This window comes from Kitasatospora sp. NPDC056273 (assembly GCF_042268845.1).
GTDB lineage: Bacteria > Actinomycetota > Actinomycetes > Streptomycetales > Streptomycetaceae > Kitasatospora.
The window spans coordinates 1-20,800 of sequence record NZ_JBHJSJ010000001.1 but is presented as its reverse complement, the minus strand read 5'-3'; the positions used below and the strand labels follow the sequence as shown (position 1 = coordinate 20,800).

The following is a 20,800-nucleotide window of genomic DNA, read 5'->3' as shown; positions in this document are numbered from 1 at the left end:
GAAGGGGAGGCGTCGGACTAGCCGTGGTACCGGGTGGAGGCGTGGTGCCAGTCGTGGGCGCCGCGGATGGTGGTCTGCAGCGCCTCGGTGCAGTAGCGCCGCAGCAGGTCGCGTTCGGCCGGGGTGAGGTGGTCCGCCGCCGTGCCGGCGAGCAGGGCCCGGTGGGCGCCGGTGAACAGTTCCAGGGCTTCGGCGCGGCGGCGCAGGGCCCGGTCGAGCGCCTCCGCCCGGGAGAGCCCGTGCTCCCGTTCCAGGCAGAGCACCAGGTTGTTCCGCTCCCCCTGGGCCGCGTCCTTCTCCAGGGAGACGATGTCGTTGTCGCAGATGATGAAGGTCTTCGTCATCTCGCGCATGACGGACAGGTGCGGCAGCGCGTACAGGTGGTCGGGCAGGACGCAGGAGGACAGCCGCTCGGCGAGGTCGACGACCGGTGCCACCCCGATGGTGTGGCGCCGGACCCGCAGGTAGGTGCTCAACGGCATGGGCGCACCGGACTGCCGGCTGCGCGCCTCGTGGACGTGGTGGTCGAGGTACGAGGACCAGTGGGCCGCCGAGCGCCGGATCCAGTCCTCGGGCATGCCGTAGCAGCTGCGCCTCCGCATGTCGGCGAAGGCGGCGGCCAGCGGCAGCGGGGACGCCTGCCCGGTGACGCCCTCCCGGACGAGTCCGACGAGGTGGCGGACCCGCTCGGGCGTGCCGCCCCACTGTTCGTCGAGCGCGTCGTCGAACAGGAAGTACCAGCTCTGCTGGTCGACGCCGATGTCCAGTTCGGCCCCGGTCGCGTTCGGGTAGAACATGGCCGCGATCAGCGGGAACTGGCCCTTGAGGTGGTGGTCCCGCTCCGCGTCCGTGGCCAGGAAGCCGAAGGACCGCGGCCAGTCGAGGTGGCGGTCGTGGGCGGCCCGGAAGTCCGGGCTGGTCCGGCTCGGGAAGGGCAGCGGGTCGGGGGCCGGGGCCTGCGGGCCCGGGGAGAGGGTCTCCGCCGTGGCTGTCATGGTGAGGTGCACCTCCGGGAACGGGAACAGGAACGGGGCCGGGCCAGGGTCCGGGCAGCGCGGAACGAAGCCGTACGGATCAGAGCCGTACGGAACGGAGCCGCGCGGAGCCGGGCCGTACGGATCGGAGCCGTACGGAACGGGGCTGGTTCAGTCGCCCGGCCAGGGAGAGACGCGCATGGGCAGCGCGTTGGGCCGGATCAGCGCGTGGGCCACCGGCCGGACCCGGTGGCCCGCCACCGGTCGCGGCCGCCACCGGGAGACGACCGCGCGCAGGACGACCAGCATCTCGGTCATCGCGAAGTGGTCCCCGATGCACCTCCGATTGCCCAGGGCGAACGGGACGTAGGCGCCCGGCGGCAGGTCCTTCTCGGGGCGGTCGAGCCACCGGTCCGGGTGGAACCGCAGCGGGTCCGGGTAGTGGGCCGGGTCCCGGTGCATCGTCAGCGCGCTGTAGATCAGCTCGGCCCCCCGCGGGAGGTCGACCCCGCAGACCCGCACGGGCTCCAGGGCGCGCCGCATCAGCAGCCAGCTGGGCTGGTGCAGCCGGAGCACCTCGCGGAGGAACCGCTCGGTGAACGGGAGCGTCGCCGCGCCGGGCGGGGCGCCGGCGGACAGGGCGTCGCACTCCGCCTTGATCCGCTCGGTGAGTTCGGGGCGACGTCCGATCTCGTGGAGCGCCCAGGCCAGGGTGGTGGCCGTGGTCTCGGCGCCGGCCATGAGCAGGGACAGCAGCTCGTCGCGGGCCTCCACGTCGGTCATCCCCCGCGGGTTGCCCGGGGTGCCGACGAACATGATCGACAGCAGGTCGCCGCGGTCGGCCGGGTCCTGACGGGCCTGCCGGACGGCGGTGTCCGCGAGTTCGCGCAGCGCCGTGGCCGCGGCCAGGTACCGGCGGTGCCCCAGTGCGGCTGAGGACGCGAGGGGAGCGGGCAGCAGGGTGCCGACGAGGACCCCGCGCATCACCGTGTTCAGGTGCTCAGCGACGCGCTCCCCCAGTTCGGCGACGGCCCGGGCGCCGTCCGGGCGTTCGGCGCTGAACAGGGTGGCCACGAGCATGGCCGTGACCATCCGCCGCAGCACCACGTCCATGGCGATCACCTCGCCGGGGCGCCAGGAGGACACCTGTTCCTCGGCGATGCCGGTCATCGTGGCGACGCCGCCGGCGATGGTGTCCCGGCGGAACGCGGGCTGGAGCGCGCGCCGTTGACGGAGGTGGACGTCGTGCTCGGAGGTGATGATGCCGTTGCCGATGAAAGGCCGTGCGACGTCGAACAGCAGGCCTTTGCCGAACTTCCGGCTCTGCGTCAGGAGAACCTCGTGGACGGCCTCGGGCGAGTTCAGGACGAACACCGGTCGATTGCCCAGGAATATCCTGACGATGCCGCCCTGCGCCCGGATCGACTGGAGGAACTCCACGCGTTTGACGGCGAGTTGCGGCAGGTGGCCGAGCAGTGGAACCCGCCCCCGTGCCGCGGGCGCCGCCGCGGAAGCGCTGATGGAACGCACGGCCCCGCACCTCCCTGAAGTCTCGGACCGGAAATCAGCCCGGTATTGGAACGTTCATTCGCTCGCGGTGCACGGTGATCATCGTCCGACGGATCGGGAGAGGTCAAGGGACCGGCTGGAATTGCACCACCGGGGTGATTTTGAGCCGCACGGCGTGAATTCCCCACCGCCCGCTCATTCCGGCCTCGGGGAACACCACCCTGTTCCCCGAGGCCGCGTTCCAGGCCACCAGGACCGGATTGGACCGGGACGCCGTCCGCCCCGGCGGCTAGCCTCGGCCGCACCGCACAGTCGATCAACGGAGAGCCCCCATGCACCCCGAACTCGCCGACGACCTCGGCCGGTTGCCCGAGATCCTGGAGGAGACCCGGCAGCACGCGCTCGCCTTCCTGGCGGGCCTCGACGAACGGCCCGTGGTCGAGCGGGCCGGGCCGCCCGCCGTCGCCCCGCTCACCGAGGAGGGCGGCGGGACGCGCGCCGCTCTCACGGAGTTCGCGGAGCGCTGGGAGCCCCGGCTTTCGGCGAGCGCCGGGCCGCGCTACTTCGGGTTCGTGACCGGCGGGGCGACGCCGGCGGCGCTCGCGGGCGACTGGCTGACCTCGGCCGTGGACCAGAACTCCAACTCCTCGCTGGACCCGGCCGGTCAGCAGCTGGAGCGGGAGACGGTCGGCTGGCTGGGCGAGCTGTTCGGGCTCTCGACGGCGCACCGCGGCACCTTCGTGAGCGGCGCGACGATGTCGAACACGGTGGGGCTGGCGATCGCCCGCGAGTGGCTGGGTGAGCGGCTCGGTGTGGACGTCGCCGAGGACGGGGTCGGCGCGCTGGGGCCGGTCCGGGTGCTGTCGGGCAGTGCGCACTCCAGCGTCGCCAAGGCGCTGTCGGTGCTCGGCCTGGGCCGTACGGCGCTGCGGACGGTGCCCGTCCTGCCGGGCCGGGAGGCGGTGGACGTGGCCGCGCTGGAGCGGGCGCTGGCAGAGGCCCCGGGGCCGTGCGTGGTGGTGGCCAACGCCGGGACGGTCAACACCGTCGACTTCGACGACCTGCGCGCGATCGCGGCGCTGCGCGAACGGTACGGGTTCTGGCTGCACGTGGACGCCGCGTTCGGCGCCTTCGCCGCGCTGTCCCCGGAGCACGCGGAGCTGGTCGCGGGGCTGGACCTCGCCGACTCGGTCTGCGTCGACCTGCACAAGTGGCTCAACGTGCCGTACGACAGCGCCGTGCAGTTCACCCGCCGCCCGGACCTCCAGGCGCGGGTCTTCCAGAACGCCGCCGCCTACCTCGGCCCGCTGAGCGAGCACCCGGACCTCGTCCACCTCACGCCGGAGAACTCCCACCGGCTGCGCGCCCTCGCCGCCTGGTTCACCCTGCGGGCGTACGGCCGTGCCGGGCACCGGGAGATCGTGGAGCGCTGCGTCGCCGGCGCCCGGGCGCTCGGCACGGAGGTGGCGCGGATCGACGGGCTGGAGCTGCTCGCCCCGGTCCGGCTGAACGTCGTCTGCTTCTCGCTGACGGCGGACCCGACCCCGGAGCGGCTGGCCGCGCTCGCCGCCGAGCTGGCCGATGAGGCCTTCCTGACGCCCACCCGCTACGCGGGACGGCCCGCCCTGCGCGCGGCGTTCAGCAACTGGCGCACCACCGGGGCGGACGTCCGGCGGACGGCGGAGGCCCTGGACCGGGCCGTCCGGAAGCTGACGGCCTGAGCGGACGCACCGGTCGGAACCGGCACCGGCCAGTGTCAGTTCCGGCCGGTACCGGCTCCGGGTCGGCCTCAGCTCCGCTTGTGGTCCCCCGTCCCGCCGTCGATCAGCTCGCGCAGGATGTCCATGTGCCCGGCGTGCCGCGCCGTCTCCGTGGTCATGTGGATCAGCACCCAGCGCAACGAGACGGAGTTGCCGAACCAGGAGGTGCCGAGGTCGTCCAGCGCGAGCTCCCCGATCGTCTCGTCGGCGTCGGCCCGGGCCCGGGCGTAGAACGCCAGGACGTCCGCCGTCGACTCGCCGGGCTCCACCCGCATGTCGGAGTCGTCGTCGGCCTCGATGTCGAATGGCAGCGGGCCCATATCCCGGCCGAACGTCCCCCGGAACCAGCCGAGTTCGGCACCGCCGAGGTGCTTCACCATCCCCAGCAGGTTGGTCCCGGAGGGCGTCATCGGACGACGCAGCTGCTCGTCGTCCAGCCCCTCCAGCTTCCACAGCACGGCCTCGCGGTGCCGGTCCAGCGCCGCCCGGAGGCTTTCCTTCTCCCCACCCGTGAAGGGCACACGATTGCTCATGCGCGGGACCGTACCAGCCGCCACCGACACAACCGCGGGGGTGGCGGGACAGCCCTACGGCCACTGCCCCCAGCCGTCCGGGATCACGGGTGCGCCCCGTCCCCGTACACGCCGCCCGCCTCGTCGGTGAGCTCCGCGATGAGCTCCGCGTGCGCGAGGTTCATGTACCGCAGCGGGCGCCAGCGGGAGCGGTGGTCGGGGTGGTCGCCGAACATCTCCGCCGTCACGCACAGCCGCCTCCACCACAGCATGGCGTCCTGGCGCATCCGCTGCGTCCAGCCGGGCTCGTCCTTGCGGCCCTCCAGGACCACCTCCTCCCAGGCCACCAGGACGTCCGAGAGGAAGATGCAGTCGCTGGCGGTGACCTCCGCCAGTCGCGCGGCGGCCAACCGGGCGCTGGTGCCCTCGGGTTGGGCCTCGACCAGCTCACTCATGCGGGCGGCCAGGAAGGCCCGCAGCGGGGAGACGTCGTCGGTGTGGAGGTCATCGGCGAACTCCAGCAGTTCCACCTGCTTGCGTACCCGTGCCATCGTGCGGCGCTTCCCCTCGGCTCGGACGGTGCAAGCACACTGACACACCGTCACCGTTCTCGCCACCGACCTTATCGGCTCGCACCGGACACCACGGCCGATTTCCGAACATCCCGTACCGACTCGCCGGCCCGTGCCACCATGCGCGGCCTCCTCGCCCAACACGCGTGGCGGACCTTGCCCTCACACCGGTGTGAAGGCCGATGATGCTCCCATGACCGCCACTCCTTTCGACCCGTACGAGCTGCTCGCGCAGAGCCGCCTCGGCATCCTCGCCACCATCAAGGCGGACGGCCGGCCGCAGCTCTCCCCCGTCATGCCGTTCTACGACCGGGAGGCGAACGCCATCCTGGTCTCCACCCGGGACGGGCTGGCCAAGACCGCCAACCTGCGCCGGGACCCGCGGGTCAGCCTGGAGGTGACCGGGCCGGACGGCCGCTCCTGGACCACCGCCGAGGGCGTGGCCACCCTGACCGGGCCGGGCACCGACCCCGAGGGGCCGGAGGTGGAGGCCCTGGTGGACTACTACCGCCGCGCCGCCGGGGAGCACCCGGACTGGACGGAGTACCGCGAGACGATGGTCGCCGACCGCCGGGTGCTCCTCACCATCCCGGTCGACCACGTGTACGGCACCCGCATCTGACCGGCCCCGCCCGGCCCGGCCACCGTCACGGGGGAACGGTGGCCGGGCCGCAAACCCCTTCCTGAGCCGGGGAGTTCAGCGCGTCGCGTCGACGCCGCCGGTCAGCGCAGCGTCGCCGTGACCACGGTGGCGTCCAGGTCCTCCTGCCGGCTCTCCACCGCCGCCAGCCCGGCCGCCCCGGTCACCGCGAGGGCCGCCGCCACCTGCCGCTCGCTGGTCTCGAACAGCAGCGACCCGCCGGGCGCCAGCCACCGCGGCGCCTCGGCGGCCACCCGCCGCAGCACGTCCAGCCCGTCCGCCCCGCCGTCCAGCGCCGGCCGCGCCTCGTGCAGCCGCGCCTCGGGCGGCAGCAGGCCGAGGTCGCCGGTCGGGACGTACGGGACGTTGGCGATCAGCACCTCCACCCGGCCGCGCAGTTCAGCCGGGACGGCATCGAACAGGTCGCCCTCGAAGACCCGCCCCGCGACGCCGGCCAGGTTGCGGCGGGCGCAGCGGACCGCGCCCGGGTCGATGTCCGCCGCGTACAGCTCGACCGGGTGCGCGGCCGCGGCCGCCACGGCGGCGCCCAGCGCGCCGCTGCCGCAGCACAGGTCGAGCACCACCGCGCCCGGGGCGGTCAGCGCGGTGGCGGCGGCGGCCAGGAACTCGCTGCGGCGGCGCGGGACGAAGACGCCCGGGTCGACGGCGATCCGCAGACCGGCGAACTCCGCCCAGCCGACGACGTGTTCGAGCGGCCGCCCGTCGGCGCGGAGGCGGACCATGGCGGCCAGGTCGGCGGGCGAGGCGGCGGCGGAGAGCAGGATCCGCGCCTCGTCCTCGGCGAACACGCACCCGGCGGCGCGCAGCCGGGAGACCACCGAGGAACGGAGGGAGGCGGAGGAGAAGACCGACAAGAGAAACCCCTTGGGGGAAGACGGGAGAGCTGACGACTCCGTCAGGGCTCCCGCGGGGGCCGACACCGCGTCGGCGCGCCGTTCGCGCTATGCGCGCGAGGCGCCCACGCGGCCGCGCTCCGGGAGCACCCGCTCGGACATTCCGTAGATGGGGCTCACCTCCCTGAGTCGCGGTCATACTCGGCGTCGGCCACCCTACCGCACCGTCAGTCGGGAACGGTCGAACAATGTCCACCGGCCCCGCCGAACCCGCCTTGGCGCGCGCCGTGCCTCACGCTCGTTCATCCGAGCTATTCGATAGCTCCACTGACAGTACACAGCTTGTAGCGGATCGTGACGGCCACCCATAGTGACGCTATGACGAGACAATCCCGCGGAGCGTCACGGCTTCGCGCCCGAACGGCCCGCTTCATCAGCGCCGCGGCCACGCTGGGTTTGCTCGGCGCAGGCCTCGCCGCCCCACTCGCCCCACTCGCCCAGGCCGTCACCCCCGCGCACCACCCCGCCGCGCCGCTGCCTGAGCGGGTCCGGGCCACCGGCACCCCCCTGCTCCAGGAGGCCTTCACCGGTGCCACCGCCGACTCGCGCTTCATCGCCGTCGGCTCCGCCTGCCTCACCGGCGCGGCCCCCGCCCAGCCCGGGCCGGGCGACCACCCGCTCGGCGGCTGCCCCGCCGCCGAGACCGGCCCGGTGCCGCCGCTGGACTCCGCGCCGCTCGGCTACCTGCGGATCACCGACGCCGGCAACGACCAGAGCGGCGCGGTGCTCTTCGACCAGGCCCTGCCCGCCGGCAACGGCCTGGACGTGACGTTCGACCAGTGGCAGTACGGCAGCACCACGCCGAACACCCCGGCCGACGGCATCTCGTTCTTCCTGGTGAACGGGGACGTCTCGCTCACCCACCCCGGCGCGTTCGGCGGCAGCCTCGGCTACGCCCAGAAGCTGCCCGACGACAACCCGAACCTCGGCTTCCTGCCCGGCGTCGACCGCGGCTACCTCGGCGTCGGGCTCGACGTGCTCGGCAACTACTTCGGCGACTGGGAGCAGCGCGGCAACGGCTGCTCCCAGCGGTCCCCCGCCGGTACGTCCTTCCGCGTGCCCGCGCCCGGCGCCAACATGGTCACCGTCCGCGGCCCCGGCGACGGCACCACCGGCTACTGCTTCCTCACCGCGACGACCGGCAACTTCACCACCAACGGCCCGTGGCCCTCCACCCTGCCCGGCAAGCTCCAGGGCCCGCTCACCACGCTGCCGGCCGGGGTGACCCCGGCCGAGGCCCAGACCTTGCTGGAGCCCTCGCGCCGCCGGGTGAACGTGCACCTGACGCCGGCGCCCTCCCCGGTGCTGACGGTCTCCGTCGACTTCAACGACGGCACCGGCTCGCACCAGGTGCTCCACACCCCGGTACCGGAACCGGTGCCCTCGACCTACAAGTTCGGCTTCGCCGGCTCCACCGGCCTGTTCACCGACGTCCACCTGATCCGCAACGTGGTGATCTACACCGACCAGCCGCTGCCCGAGCTGAACCTGGTCAAGCAGCCGCACGAGCCGCTGCCCGGGCTGCTGACGGTGGGCACCCCGATCCCGTACGACTTCGTGGTCACCAACTCGGGGAACGTGCCGATCGCCAACCTGGCCGTCAACGACCCGAAGGTCGGGCCGGTCACCTGCCCGGTGAGCACCCTGGCGCCCGGTGAGACGGTGACGTGTACGGCGACGTACCTGGTCACCGCCGCGGACGCCGCCCAGGGCCACGTGACCAACACCGCCCAGGCCACCGGAACCACCGACGTCGGCCCGGTCACCTCGCCGCCCGACACGGTCACCCTGCCGGTGGTGGCGCCGCCGGGCATCTCGCTGACCAAGCACGTCGACGCGCCCGAGCCCTTCCACGTCGGCGACACCGTGCCGTACAGCTACGTGGTCACCAACACCGGCGGCAGCCCGGTGACGGCGCTCTCGGTGACGGACGACAAGGCCACCGGGATCACCTGCGACTCCACCGTCCTGGCACCGGCCGGCAGCCCCGGGGACAGCACGGTCTGCCACGGCACCTACGTCGTGACGGCGGCCGACGCCCAGGACGGGAAAGTGCTCAACCACGCCACGGCCGACGGGACCTCGGACGGCCGGCCGGTCACTGCGGAGGCCCAGGCCACCGTCACGGTGATCGGCCCGTCCTCGATCTCCCTGACGAAGCAGGCCGGCACCCCCGGTCCGGTCCACGCCGGGGACACCGTCACCTACACCTACACGGTGACCAACACCGGCACGACCACGCTGACCGACGTGAGCGTGGCCGACGACCACGTCCAGAACGTGACCTGCGACCACACCACCCTGCTCGCGGGGCAGGTCGCCACCTGCCAGGGCACCTACACGGTGACCGCCGCCGACGATCAGCTCGGCCACGTCACCAACACCGCCCAGGCGGACAGCACCGGGCCACTGGGCGAGCTGGTGCAGAGCCCGATCGCCCAGGTGACGCTGCCGGTGGCGGGCGTCCCGAAGCTCGACCTGACGAAGCGGGCCGACAGCGCCGGTCCGTTCCACGTCGGGGACACCGTCGCGTACACCTACACGGTGACCAACTCCGGGACGACGGTAGTCGACGACCTGACCGTGGCCGACGACCACGTCTCGTCCGTGAGCTGCGACCGGACGACCCTGGAGCCCGGCCGGACGGCCACCTGCCACGGGACGTACACCGTGACGGCGGCCGACGGGCAGGCCGGGCACATCACCAACACCGCCCACGCCGACGGCACCGACCCCCAGGGCCAGCCGGTACAGAGCCCGCCCGTCGAGGCCACCGTCGACGTCGTCACCCCGGTGTCCGCGCTCACCATCGCCAAGCAGGCCGACAGCGCGGGCCCGTTCCAGGTCGGTGACACGGTGCACTACACCTACACGGTGACCAACTCCGGGATGACGGTGATCAACAGCATCACCGTCAGCGACGACCACGTGTCGTCCGTGACCTGCGACCAGACGACCCTCACCTCCGGCCAGAGCACCACCTGCCACGGCACCTACACCGTCACGGCGGCCGACGCGCAGGCCGGGCACATCACCAACACCGCCCACGCCAACGGCACCGACCCCCAGGGCCAACCCGTACAGAGCGCGCCGGTCCAGGCCACGGTGACGGTCGGTACCGCCACCTCCTCGCTGGCCGTCACCAAGCGGTCCGACGCCGCCGGGACGGTGTACCCGGGCGACACCGTCACCTACACGTACACCGTCACCAACACCGGGAGCACCACGCTGACCGGCCTCACCGTCGGCGACGACCGCGTCCGGCAGGTGACCTGCGAGCAGACCACCCTCGACCCGGGGCAGAGCACCACCTGCCACGGCACGTACACGGTGACGGAGGCGGACGCGCAGGCGGGCAGCGTCACCAACACCGCCCAGGCCTCCGCCCGCGACCCGCAGGGGCAGACCGTGCAGAGCCCGCCGGTCGAGCTCTGCATCTCCGTCGCGCCCTGCCCGCCGAAGGGGCACGACCACAAGGGCGGCGGGGGCAAGGGCTGCCCGAGCCGTCCGGGCCACCATCCGATTCCGCCGCAGAAGGGCGGCCCCGGCGGCGAGCTGCCCTCAGCCGGGGCGCCGGTCGCCGTCGTCGGCTTGGCCGGGGGCGGGCTGGTGACCCTCGGTGGGGCGCTGTTCTACCGGGCCCGGCGGCGCGCGGCCGCCGGTCGGTTCGTGGCGTAGCAGCCCCGATCACCGCCTGATCCCCGCCGTCCACCGGTCGACGGACCGCCCTCGGTGCCTGCGGGCACCGAGGGCGGTTCCGTGTCCGGACCGGGGCTGCCACCCTGGTCGGACCGGGTTCAGGCGGGCTGCGGGGCCGGCGGCCTGGTGCGGTAGCCGCCGCCCCGGCCCGGGGGCACCAGGCAGGGCAGCAGCCAGTCCCAGAGGGCGCCGACCCGGCGGGCGCGCTCCCCGGCGGGGCAGCCGTCGGCGAACACCACCTCCAGGCCGCAGGCGGCGGCCACCACCAGGGTCTCCGGGCCGAGGCCGCCCGAGCGGTCGCGCAGCTCGCCCGCGCGGCGGGCGCCGGCCAGCAGGTCGCGGACGACGCCGGCCCAGACGCTGTGGAAGCCGCGGATGTCGGCGAAGGCCTGCTGCCCGGGGTCGGCCGCGGCGGGCCTGGCAGTCGCGGGTACGGGCGCAACCGTGGCGGGCGCAGCCGTGGTCGGCGCAACCTGCCAGCCGCCGTCCTCACGGCCCAGGCGGAAGGCCGCCCGGATCACCGGGTCCGTCCCGAGGGCCTCGACCAGCCAGTAGCCCGCGTCGATCAGCCCCTGGAGCGGGGACGACGCGGCGCGCAGCTCCGCGCAGGCCGACCGCAGCGAGCGTTCGGCCTGCGCGGACACCGCTCTGGCCAGCTCCTCCTTGGAGGCGAAGTGGAAGTACAGCGCCCCCTTCGTCACCCCGGCGGCCGCGGCGATCTCGCCGAGGGTGGCACCGGCGTAGCCGCGGCGGTCGAACAGTGCCGCCCCCGCCTCCACCAGCCGCCCGCGCGTCCGTTCCGACCTCTCCTGGACCACCCGTCCCACAACCCCTCACAACGACAAGCAGGTTCCGACCAGACCGCGGCCGCCCCACGACGGACGCCGCGGCCTCCGACGGCCGTCCGCGGCCGGTGTCGCCGATGCGACACCGACCGGGACGACCCGGCCCACGACCCGGACAACCGCCCGGTTCAGCCGGCCCGGCTGAACCGGGCCGCCGCCTCCGGCCCGGCGGCCGCACCGACGGCCACACCGGCGGGCTCGCGCTCCGCCGCACGCTCCGGCCCGCGCTCCGGCCCGCGCTCGGACACACGCTCGGGACCGGCGAGCAGGATGGAGCGCTGGAGCCGCCGCAGTCCGACCGAGGGCTCCATGCCCAACTCCCTTACCAGGGTGTTCCGCAGGCGCTGGTAGGCCTCCAACGCCTCGCCCCGGCGGCCGGAGCGGTGCAGCGCGACCATGTACTGGCCGTGCAGGCTCTCGTGGGTGCGGTAGCGGTCGACCAGGACGGTGAGTTCGGCGAGCAGCACCCGGTGCCGGCCGAGGCGCAGGTCGGCCTCGATCCGCTGGTCCAGCGCGCAGAGCCGGGTCTCCTCCAACCGCCGAGCCTCGACGGCGAGTTGGCCGCCGACCGGGACGTCCGCGAAGGCCGGCCCGCGCCACAGCGCGAGCGCCTCGCCGAGCAGCCGGGCCGCCCCCGGGTAGTCCTCGCCGTCCATCGCCCGGTAGCCGGTGCCGGCCAGGCGCTCGAACTCCCGGAGGTCCGTCAGTCCGCCGCCGCTGTTGAGCATGTAGCCGCCCGGCGAGGTCACCAGGACATCCTTGGCGCAGGACACCCCCCGCGCCGTACCGGCCGTCGCGAGCGCCCGGTCGATGAGGTCGCGCAGCTGGAGCACGTACGTCTGCACGGTGGTGCGCGCACTGCGCGGCGGACGGCCGGACCACAGCTCGTCGGCCAGCACCCCGGCCGACACCACCTGGTCCGCACGCAGCGCCAGCAGTCCCAGCACCTGCCGCGGCTTCGGCGCCGACGGCACCACCGATATCCCGCACACCCGGACGTCCAGCGCCCCGAGCACCCGAATTTCCACGATGACCACCCCAATCACACGGAACGCCGCAGCCTCCACGGCCACGGCCGGCACCCGGGTCGACACCCTGGGTCAACTGCTACCAGTGAAAAACAGGACGCGCGGTTTGTCAATACAAAACCGAACGTGCTGTTTGTTTTGCGCGGACGTTGCGGCCCGCCACCCTCGGCAGTGCCACCGCCGCGCCGCGTGACCGAGCCCGGGCAAAACAAAGGCGGCGCCGGACCCCCGTGGTCCCGTCGCCGCCGATTCGCCCGCCCCCGCCGCCCTCGCCCACCCGGATTCCCGCAGGTGGGTCGGGCGGTGAGCCGCCGTCAGCCCACCCCGACCTCCGTCTGCACCTCGGCGCGCACGGCGCCGCCCGCACCATCCGGACCGCCGTCGAGGTCTCCGCCCTCCGAGTCGCCCTCCGCCGCCGCACGGGCCGCCGCCGCCTCGGCCACCACCTGGGCACCGCGGTTCGGCCCCATCTGCAGCGAGCCGAGCACGCCCGGCACCGCGATGCTCGGCATCAGGTGCTGGTACAGCGCGGACACCCGCAGCTCCAGGTCGGCCCGGCCGCAGAGCTTCTGGGACTGGATCTGCACCCCCGTCCACGCGGCGACGAGCAGCCACGCGGTGTCCGCCGGCACGACGTGCGGGAGCAACTCGCCGCGCTCGCCGGCCGCGACCAGCAGCGCCTCGAACCGGCTGATCCAGCCGGGGATGGCACCGCCGCCCAGATCGTCGAAGAGGTCCTGCCCGAGCGACAGCCGGGCACCCGCGCTGAGCAGCGGGTCGCGCGGCATCAGGTACGCCACCACCATCCCGGTGTCCACGAACTCCTGGAGCTTGCAGCTCCGTTCGGGAACTCCGTCCTGGACGAACTGCTCCTCCACCACGCCCTGCGCCAGATCGCGCTTCGAGGCGAAATGGAAATACACCGCACCGCGCGTCACACCGGCCCGGGAGACCACCTCGCCGATGGTCGCGCCCTCGTACCCGAACTCGTCGAAGACCGAGGCCGCCGCCTCCAGGATCAGCCGACGTGTCCGGAGCGCCCGTTCCTGCCGTACCACCGAAACCACCCCGCCCTGAGCTCCCGGAAAACAAAACCAAACACCCCGTATCTTAGCTTCGCCCCACCCACGACCGACAAGACGATGCCGAGGAATCCCGCCAACCACTCCCCCTCCCCACACCCCGTCAGGCCCCACCGCCCCGTGGGTGACCGCACGCCTCGGCCGCCCCGGTGGATCGGCCTCCGGCGCACCGCCTCCCGCGCCCGAAAAACCGAACGAACGGTTTCTTCCAGGCGTTCGCCTCCGTACCAACATTCGCTCCCATCCGTACGTGACCTCCGAGCCGGGCCGGTCGTTGCACCGGATCTGCGGGATTCCTCGACGGAAGCGGGTGCGGATGGGCCTCAGGCTGGGCGTGGTGGTACTGACGATGGGCGACCGGCCCCGGGAGCTGGGCGCGCTCCTCGACTCGGTGGCCGCCCAGGAGGGCGAGGCCGCCCGGGTCGTGGTGATCGGGCAGGGCGTGCGGCTGCCGCCCCTCCCGGACTGGGTCGACGCGGTGGAACTGCCGGAGAACCTCGGCATCCCCGGCGGCCGCAACCTCGGCGCCCGGCGACTGCGCGAACTCGGCGGCGTGGACGTGGTGGTGAACCTGGACGACGACGGCCTGCTCCCCCGCACCGACACCTTCCGGCTGGTCCGGGAGGCCTTCGAGCGGGAGCAGTTCCTCGGCGTCGTCGGCTTCCGGGTCGCCGACGGGACGGGGCACACCCAGCGCCGCCACGTCCCGCGCCCGGGCTCCTCCGGCGCCCTGCGCTCCGGCAAGGTGACCACCTTCCTGGGCGGCGGCCACGCGATCCGGATGAGCGCCATCGACCGGGTCGGCGGCTTCCCCTCGCGGTTCTTCTACGCCCACGAGGAGACGGACTTCGCCTGGCGCGTCCTCGACGCCGGCTGGTCGATCCGCTACCGGGCCGACCTCCTGCTCCAGCACCCCCCGACCGAGCCCGCCCGGCACGCCGCCTACTACCGGCTGACGGCCCGCAACCGCGTCTGGCCGGCCAAACGCCGACTGCCCGCCGTCCTGGTCCCGCCGTACCTCGCCTCCCGGTCGGTCTACACCCTCTCCCGCCGCCCGCCCGCGGCCGGACTGCGCGCCTGGTACTCCGGCTTCCTGGAGGGCGTCCGCACCCCGTGCCCACCCCGCCGCCCGATGCGCTGGGCCACGGTCTGGCGGATGACCCGGCTGGGGCGGCCCCCGGTGTTCTGACACCCGGGCGCGGGGGCCCGCTGTCGGCGCTGCTCTTGTAGCACCCCCTACCAGTCGCTACGCTCGCCGGTATGAAGCAGTTGAACGTCCGACTGGACGACACCGTGCACGAGGCCCTGGAGCAGCGCGCGGAGGCCGCCGGGATGAGCCTGCCGGACTACGCGCGCAAGGTGCTGGCCGAGGAGGCGGACGAGCGGAGGGAACGGTTCCTGACCGCCGCGGCGCACTTCGCCCAGACCTGGGGGCCCGCCTTCGAGGAGAAGTTCGGGCCTTATCCCCTGAGCACCCGCGCCGCCGAGGCGGACGCCGCGTGATCCTCCGGATCGACCGGGCCTGGCTGCTCGACATCGCCCACCAGTTCCTGCCGAGCGACCCGGACGTCACCGACTACGGCACCCTCGCCGCCGCCGTCGCCCGGCACGCCGACACCGTCATGGAGGTACCGGTGTACGGGGCCGCGCACCAGCGCGCGGCAGCCCTGATGCACCAGCTGATCCGCGTCCCGGCGCTGGACTCCGCCAACGAGCACTTCGCCGCCGTGGTCGCCGCCTCCTACCTCAGCGCCTCCGGCGTCATCGTCACCGCCGAGCCCAAGCAGGCCGTCGAGCTGGCCGCCCGAATCCGGGCCGGCGACGCCGACGTCCGGGAGACCGCGGCCGCGATCCGTACCTGGTACCGCTGAGCGTTCCGGGGCAGCGCGAGAAGTCGGCCGATCGACTCTGCTGGCGAAGTCGATTTGCCGGGTATCTGGAAGCACCCATCCCGTGGTCTCATATGGTGAGACAAACCTGTCGCCATACCACAGAACCAGCCCTCGACTTTGCCAGCAGAGTCGCCGATCCGACTTCTCGCGCGCCCGCACGTCCGTCTCCTCCCCGCAGGTGCCGGGCTCAGCCGGCGGGGCCGTCGAGGGGCCAGGTGGCGCGGTCGCGGACGTGGTCGTAGGCGGGGACTTCGGCGGCCAGGACGTCGAAGTGGAGCAGCGGGGCCCACAGGGCGCGGTCGCCGATGACGTAGAGGCGGCGTTTGGCGCGGCTGGCGGCGACGTTCAGGAGGTGCGGGGTGCCGGCGGCCCAGTTGCGGGCGCCGGGGCGGCCGGCGCCGAGGAGCAGGATCACGACGTCGGCCTCCTTGCCCTGGGCCTTGTGGACGGTGGCGCAGCGCTCGTCGAGCAGTTCGGCCGTCCAGCCGGGGAGCGTGCGGCAGGTTTCGCGGGCCTCGGCGACGAGGGCGCGGAAGGGAGCGATGATCCGCAGGCGTTCGACGGTGACGCCGTGGTGGTCGAGGCGGCCCAGGAGGAAGGTGAGGGCGCGGCGGTCGCGTTCGCCCCAGGGGGCGTCGGCGGGGCGGTCGGGGTCGGGGGTGTCGAGCCAGCGGCTGGGGAGGAGGCCGTCGTGGTCGGGGTCGGGGAAGGGCTGGGGGTGGGTGCCGTGGACCATGAGGCCGCCGTACGCGACCTCGTTGCTGACGGTGAACATGGGCTCCTCGCAGCGGCGGTGGACGCGCAGCGGTGAGCCGACCCAGACGGTGTCCTCCTCCGCGCCGGTGGGCGCGGGCAGGTAGGTGCCGTAGCGGTTGACGCGGTCGGCGACGGCCTGGGCGGAGGTCGCCGAGGGCAGCCATTCCTCGTCGACGCCGTAGGCGAGCAGGAGTCGGCGCTGCAGGGCGGTCGGCATGGTGACGACGGGTTCGAGCTGGAGCGGGTCGCCGACGAGGACGGCGCGGCGGGCCCGCCAGAGGGCGCCGACGGCGGCCTGCGGGGTGGCCTGGCCGGCCTCGTCGACGAGGATCCAGCCGATGGAGCCCTGGCCGAGGCGGGCGAACATGCTGCCGATGGAGGAGAAGGTGGTGGAGACGACGGGGACGAGGAGGAAGAGGGTCTGCCAGGCGTGCAGGACCTGCTCCTCGGGGACGGGCCCGCTGTTGCCGGCCATGAGCTCCACCAGGACCTGGAGGTTGCCGCGGATCCGCTTCGCGGTGTTGGCGACGAGGGCGCGGTGCAGGTCGAGGGCGCGCAGGAACAGGTCGCTGCGGGCGGTGCTCCAGGCCTCGTCGGCCCAGGGGGCGCCGAGCTCCTGCTCGTGGTCGGGGAGCCGCGGCCAGTCGAGGGGCAGGGACGGGAGGTCGGCGGCGGCCGCGCGCAGGGCCCGGTGGGCGGCGTCGAGTTCGGCGGTGGCGCCCTCCAGCTCGCGCCGGGCGGCCCACGCCTCCTGCCGGGCCCGCTCGGCGTCCGTACGGGCCGTGGACTCGGCGGCGCGGGCGGCGGCCTCCTGGACGCGGGCGCGGCCGACGGCCGCCTCGGCCTCCATGACGGCCGAGGTGGAGCGGGTGTCCAGGCCGGCCGCGGCGTCCTCCGCCTGGGCGCAGCGGGCGATGTGGGCGTGGGCGGCCTCCAACACGGTGCGCTGCTGGACGAGTTGGGCGAGGAGTTCGCCCCGGCTCTGTTCGCGGTGCTGCTCGGCGGCCTCGCGTTCGGCGCCGCTCCGGAGCAGTCGGCGCAGCCCGGCGCGCAGGCCCGGCTGGGCGCCGGGCGGCTCGTCGTGCAGGGCCGTCAGCACGTCGACCTGCCGGCGGTGCCCGTCGGCGTGTTCGCGGGCGGCGGCCAGCGCGGCCCGGGCGTCGGCGAGGGCCTCGCGGGCCCGGGGGACGTGCTCGACCGCGGTCCGGTGGGCGGCCTCGGCGGCACGGGTGGCGGTGCGGGCCGTCTCGACGGCCGTGCCGGCGGCGGCCTGACGGGCCTCGGCGGCCGCCGCGCGGTCGTCGGCGCGGGCGATGGCGGCGCGCAGGGCGTCGAGGCGGTGCTGGGCCTCGCCCGAGGCCGTCTCCGCCAGGGCGGCGGCGAGGCGGACGCGTTCGGCGCGCAGGCGCTCGACCTCGGCCTGGGCGGCCTTGAAGGCGGCGACGGCCTCGGGCCAGGAGGGGACGGGCTGGGCGGAGGCGGCGGGCGTGGCGGGGACGGTGGGTGTGGCGGTGGGTGCGGTCGTGGCCTCGGCCGTACCGGTGCCCGGGGCGGCGCGGCGGTCGCTCGGGGTGCGGGCCGGTCTGGGCACGCTGGGCGGGACCCAGTCGCCGAGGACGGCGTTCATGCCGCGCAGCGGCGGGAGCCCGGCGGCGTCGCGGGCGTCGCTCTCGTCCTCGGGCAGCCGGCCCCACCAGAAGCGCTCGGTGAACCTCGTCCGGTTGGACTTGTTGCCGAGCACGGCGGCGACCAGCCCCCAGGCGGGGGCGCCGCCGAGCAGGGCGGAGGCGAGGTCGGAGAAGTGGTCGGGGCCGTCGTGCCAGTGCTCGTCCAGGGCGTCGGCGCCGGGCAGTTCGGCGGTGATGTTCTCCACGGCGCCGTTGTTCGAGGAGGTCACCACGATCTCGCGGCCGGTCAGCCGCGGGTCGAGGGCGGAGACGAAGCGCGCGTGGACGCCCTGGCGGTCCTTGCCCCGCCAGGGGCGGCCGACGAGCGCCTCCTCGGGCCGCCGGTAGCCGGCCATCACGGCGGCGCGTTCGACCACGAGGGCGGCGACGAGGTCGCGCAGCATGGTGGTCTTGCCAGTGCCGGGCGGGCCGTTGACGGAGAACAGGCCGCCGGCGTCGGCGTCCGCGGCGGTGCGGTCGGCGAGCATGCGGTCGACCGCGAACTGCTGGCTCAGCGCGAGCGGGTACCGCGCCTTGGCGGGCCATCGCCCGGCGGGGACGAGGGCCGGGTGGACGCCGTCGAGGACGGTGAGCCGGTCCTCGCGCAGATCGGTGCGGGCGCCGACCGGGATGTCCCGGCGGCCGGTCAGGTAGGCCTCCAGGGCCGGGCCGAGGCCGTCGTCGAGCGCGGCGCGGACCCGGGCCAGGTCGGGCGGCAGCAGGCTGTTGAGGAACGGCTGCGCGGCGGCGGGCTTGGCCTTCGGGTCGCGCGGGCGGTGGACCAGCCGGCTGCGGACCCGGATCACCCGCGGGTCCAGGTGCTCCTCGACGCCGCAGAGGTGGGCGATCTGGGCGGTCAGGGCGACCAGGTCGGCGAGCCCGACCGGGCGCGGGCCGGTGTCCTGCGCCACTTCGTCAGCGGGCGGCTCCGGCGGCACGGGCGCGGGCTCCCCCGCCGCGCTCTCCTCGTCCGGACGGCGGGCCGCCGACCAGTCGGCGACACGCCGCACCAGCGGTTCCGTCGCCCCGCGCACCGCCGCCCCGGCGACCTCGCCGAACAGCGCACCGACCGCCGCCACCGCCGCGCCGCCCAGGATCTCCGCGATCAGCTGCCGCCAGCCGCGGACGGCTTCCTCCCCCACGGTCACCGGGTTCGGGAGCGGCGAGGGCCCCGGCGCGTACGGAATCGGCGTGGCGGTCAGCCGCCCCACCGCGACCTCGAACGCCTCCCCCAGCTCCTCGAACCCGTCCAGCCACCCGGCCACCGACGGCCCCGGGTCGAACAGCCGACCCGCCGCCCAGCCGCACGCGGAGACCACCGAGGTGTCCTCGACCGGACGCCCGTGCTCGTCCAGGACCAGCGCGAACATCGCGCTCCGCCCCGACAGCACCAACTCCTCGTCCGGCACCCCCGGGTCCGGGTCGGTCCCCTCCGGCAGCACGGCGATCATCGCCTGGCGCAGCAGCTCCAGGTCGTACACCCCGCCGTACACCTCGTGCCGCCACACCATCCCCCGCGGCGCCCGCCGCGCCGCCGTCTCCGGGTGCTCCGGCGCCCACGGCAACAGCACCGCCGCCTGCCCGGCCGCCGGCGTCACATCGACGACGACCGCGTCCGACGCCCGAGGACGGCCAGACCGACGCTTCCGCGGCACCTCCGGAATCGGCGGCGGACTGAACAACTCAACGGCCCGCCAGCACTCCAGCAGACCCCCCACACGCCCGTCCCCGCTCCGCACCCGTCGCCCCCCTGCGTCGAACCCACGGCACCCGGCCACTTCGTGTGCCGATCAACCGGGCGCAGAATCTACCGGACACCGGGCGGGTAGGCCGAGTCCCAGCGCACGCGCACGCCTCCCCACGCCGCACGGCAGGATGCCCCGTGGCACCCCGGCACGGGCGTCGGCAGTGGATCGAGGTCTAGGCTCACGGGAGTTGACGTTCCTCGGCTTCGGGAGGATGCCCCATGGCAGCCGTGCACGTGACCGTCTGGGATGACCGCGACCGGGTCGGCGGAGGCCGCGCCCCGACAGCTTCGGAGGCCCCGGCGGCCCCGACGGCCGTCCCCGCCCTCTTCGTCCACAACATCTTCACCTGGGGCAGCGACCCCGCGTACGGGTTCGCCGGGCAGCGGCCCCTCGCGGACAGCCGGCGGCTCCTCCTGATGGACCGCCGGGGCTACGGCGACAGCCCGGACACCGCGCGCAGCGACTTCGACGTCGACGCCCAGGACATCGAGGGGCTTCTCGGCGACGGGGCCTCCGCCGCGGGGTTCGGCGGCGCCCACCTCGTGGGGCACGGCAACGGCGCCGTCGCCGCGCTCATCGCCGCCGCGCGCCGACCCGACCTCGTCCGCTCCCTCGCCCTCATCCAGCCCTCCGCCTTCACCGCCGCCGCGCACCACCCGGTCGTCGCCGAACTCCTCGACCGGGTGCGCGACGGCGCCCCGGGCATCCCGGACGACGTCACGCCGGAGCAGTACCTGCGGGCGTCCACCGAGGGGCTGGGGATGGCCATGCCCGAGCCCACGCCGCGCCGGCTCCGTGCCGTCGCCACCTCCATGGGGGAACGGCCCGTCTGGGAGGCGCGGATCCCGCTGGAGCCGATCCGGCGCGCCGCCCTGCCGGTCCTGGTGATCTGCGGAACCTGGGAGCACGCGCCGGCCGCGTACCGCGAACACGTGGGGCTCCCGCTCATGGCCGTGGCCGAGTCCCTCACGGACTCCCTCGACGGCCGCCTCCTGCGGGTGCCCGGCTACTACCCGCACACCCAGGAGCCCGCCGCCGTCAACGCCGCCCTGCGGGAGTTCTGGGGCTGAGCCTGTTCCGCGAGGGGAGCCGTCACGCAGCTACCAGCTTGTCGATCAACTGGTTTGTTTCGTCGTGGAGATGGCCGGCCCCGGGGCCGGGGGGGGGGGGGGGGCGGCGCGCGGGCCCCGGGCGGGGGGCGC

16 protein-coding genes are annotated in these 20,800 nt (G+C 74.4%); 7 read left to right on the top strand and 9 right to left on the bottom strand.

Annotation, left to right across the window (positions count from 1 at the left end):
- Positions 1-17: 17 nt before the first annotated feature.
- On the bottom strand, positions 18-995 hold the full coding sequence (locus ACFCY1_RS00080; protein WP_375872921.1) for a pentalenene synthase: 978 nt from the start codon (positions 993-995) through the stop codon (positions 18-20).
- Between the two features lie 150 nt (positions 996-1,145).
- Positions 1,146-2,504, bottom strand: a complete 1,359-nt coding sequence (locus ACFCY1_RS00075; protein ID WP_375872920.1) for a cytochrome P450 — start codon at positions 2,502-2,504, stop codon at positions 1,146-1,148.
- A 311-nt stretch (positions 2,505-2,815) separates the two neighbouring features.
- On the opposite strand from ACFCY1_RS00075, the gene ACFCY1_RS00070 reads away from it, so the two are divergent.
- Positions 2,816-4,204: a pyridoxal phosphate-dependent decarboxylase family protein gene (locus tag ACFCY1_RS00070; RefSeq protein WP_375872919.1), complete on the top strand. Its 1,389-nt coding sequence runs from the start codon at positions 2,816-2,818 to the stop codon at positions 4,202-4,204.
- 68 nt (positions 4,205-4,272) lie between these two features.
- Here ACFCY1_RS00070 and ACFCY1_RS00065 read toward each other — a convergent pair whose 3' ends face one another.
- Positions 4,273-4,776, bottom strand: coding sequence for a DinB family protein (locus ACFCY1_RS00065; protein ID WP_375872918.1), 504 nt, complete (start codon positions 4,774-4,776; stop codon positions 4,273-4,275).
- Between the two features lie 83 nt (positions 4,777-4,859).
- Positions 4,860-5,306, bottom strand: a complete 447-nt coding sequence (locus ACFCY1_RS00060) for a hypothetical protein (protein WP_074002894.1) — start codon at positions 5,304-5,306, stop codon at positions 4,860-4,862.
- Positions 5,307-5,520: 214 nt separating this feature from the next.
- Here ACFCY1_RS00060 and ACFCY1_RS00055 point away from each other — a divergent pair, with 214 nt between their 5' ends.
- Positions 5,521-5,949, top strand: a complete 429-nt coding sequence (locus tag ACFCY1_RS00055) for a PPOX class F420-dependent oxidoreductase (protein WP_049652970.1) — start codon at positions 5,521-5,523, stop codon at positions 5,947-5,949.
- Positions 5,950-6,050: 101 nt separating this feature from the next.
- Here ACFCY1_RS00055 and ACFCY1_RS00050 read toward each other — a convergent pair whose 3' ends face one another.
- A complete protein-coding gene (locus ACFCY1_RS00050; protein WP_375872917.1) occupies positions 6,051-6,842 on the bottom strand; it encodes a putative protein N(5)-glutamine methyltransferase in 792 nt (263 codons plus the stop codon).
- A gap of 357 nt (positions 6,843-7,199) precedes the next feature.
- Here ACFCY1_RS00050 and ACFCY1_RS00045 point away from each other — a divergent pair, with 357 nt between their 5' ends.
- On the top strand, positions 7,200-10,559 hold the full coding sequence (locus ACFCY1_RS00045) for a hypothetical protein (protein WP_375872916.1): 3,360 nt from the start codon (positions 7,200-7,202) through the stop codon (positions 10,557-10,559).
- Positions 10,560-10,678: 119 nt separating this feature from the next.
- Here the strand turns inward: ACFCY1_RS00045 and ACFCY1_RS00040 are convergent, their stop codons facing one another.
- The 3 genes from ACFCY1_RS00040 to ACFCY1_RS00030 form a co-directional block, all read right to left on the bottom strand.
- Positions 10,679-11,398, bottom strand: a complete 720-nt coding sequence (locus ACFCY1_RS00040) for a ScbR family autoregulator-binding transcription factor (protein ID WP_117486142.1) — start codon at positions 11,396-11,398, stop codon at positions 10,679-10,681.
- Between the two features lie 155 nt (positions 11,399-11,553).
- Positions 11,554-12,453 carry a BTAD domain-containing putative transcriptional regulator gene (locus tag ACFCY1_RS00035; protein ID WP_375872915.1) on the bottom strand — a complete coding sequence of 300 codons (900 nt, stop codon included), beginning with the start codon at positions 12,451-12,453 and terminating at the stop codon, positions 11,554-11,556.
- Between the two features lie 314 nt (positions 12,454-12,767).
- Positions 12,768-13,511 carry a ScbR family autoregulator-binding transcription factor gene (locus ACFCY1_RS00030; RefSeq protein WP_063780342.1) on the bottom strand — a complete coding sequence of 248 codons (744 nt, stop codon included), beginning with the start codon at positions 13,509-13,511 and terminating at the stop codon, positions 12,768-12,770.
- 340 nt (positions 13,512-13,851) lie between these two features.
- On the opposite strand from ACFCY1_RS00030, the gene ACFCY1_RS00025 reads away from it, so the two are divergent.
- From ACFCY1_RS00025 to ACFCY1_RS00015, 3 genes are all read left to right on the top strand, one after another.
- On the top strand, positions 13,852-14,724 hold the full coding sequence (locus tag ACFCY1_RS00025) for a glycosyltransferase family 2 protein (protein ID WP_375872914.1): 873 nt from the start codon (positions 13,852-13,854) through the stop codon (positions 14,722-14,724).
- 71 nt (positions 14,725-14,795) lie between these two features.
- Positions 14,796-15,038, top strand: a complete 243-nt coding sequence (locus ACFCY1_RS00020; protein ID WP_375872913.1) for a hypothetical protein — start codon at positions 14,796-14,798, stop codon at positions 15,036-15,038.
- Entirely contained in the window at positions 15,035-15,406 is a 372-nt protein-coding gene (locus tag ACFCY1_RS00015; protein ID WP_074002898.1) for a fic family toxin-antitoxin system, toxin component, read from the top strand. The genes ACFCY1_RS00020 and ACFCY1_RS00015 overlap by 4 nt, the downstream gene beginning before the upstream one ends.
- A gap of 208 nt (positions 15,407-15,614) precedes the next feature.
- Here ACFCY1_RS00015 and ACFCY1_RS00010 read toward each other — a convergent pair whose 3' ends face one another.
- Positions 15,615-19,448 carry a DEAD/DEAH box helicase gene (locus tag ACFCY1_RS00010; protein ID WP_375872912.1) on the bottom strand — a complete coding sequence of 1,278 codons (3,834 nt, stop codon included), beginning with the start codon at positions 19,446-19,448 and terminating at the stop codon, positions 15,615-15,617.
- Between the two features lie 368 nt (positions 19,449-19,816).
- On the opposite strand from ACFCY1_RS00010, the gene ACFCY1_RS00005 reads away from it, so the two are divergent.
- Positions 19,817-20,668, top strand: a complete 852-nt coding sequence (locus tag ACFCY1_RS00005; protein ID WP_375872911.1) for an alpha/beta fold hydrolase — start codon at positions 19,817-19,819, stop codon at positions 20,666-20,668.
- The last annotated feature ends 132 nt before the right edge of the window (positions 20,669-20,800 follow it).

What these genes read in the sequence shown, in the direction of transcription:
- ACFCY1_RS00080 (WP_375872921.1), bottom strand. Translation starts at nt 995, where the DNA reads ATGACAGCCACGGCGGAGACCCTCTCCCCGGGCCCGCAGGCCCCGGCC.
- ACFCY1_RS00070 (WP_375872919.1), top strand. Translation starts at nt 2,816, where the DNA reads ATGCACCCCGAACTCGCCGACGACCTCGGCCGGTTGCCCGAGATCCTG.
- ACFCY1_RS00065 (WP_375872918.1), bottom strand. Translation starts at nt 4,776, where the DNA reads ATGAGCAATCGTGTGCCCTTCACGGGTGGGGAGAAGGAAAGCCTCCGG.
- ACFCY1_RS00060 (WP_074002894.1), bottom strand. Translation starts at nt 5,306, where the DNA reads ATGGCACGGGTACGCAAGCAGGTGGAACTGCTGGAGTTCGCCGATGAC.
- ACFCY1_RS00055 (WP_049652970.1), top strand. Translation starts at nt 5,521, where the DNA reads ATGACCGCCACTCCTTTCGACCCGTACGAGCTGCTCGCGCAGAGCCGC.
- ACFCY1_RS00045 (WP_375872916.1), top strand. Translation starts at nt 7,200, where the DNA reads ATGACGAGACAATCCCGCGGAGCGTCACGGCTTCGCGCCCGAACGGCC.
- ACFCY1_RS00025 (WP_375872914.1), top strand. Translation starts at nt 13,852, where the DNA reads ATGGGCCTCAGGCTGGGCGTGGTGGTACTGACGATGGGCGACCGGCCC.
- ACFCY1_RS00020 (WP_375872913.1), top strand. Translation starts at nt 14,796, where the DNA reads ATGAAGCAGTTGAACGTCCGACTGGACGACACCGTGCACGAGGCCCTG.
- ACFCY1_RS00005 (WP_375872911.1), top strand. Translation starts at nt 19,817, where the DNA reads ATGGCAGCCGTGCACGTGACCGTCTGGGATGACCGCGACCGGGTCGGC.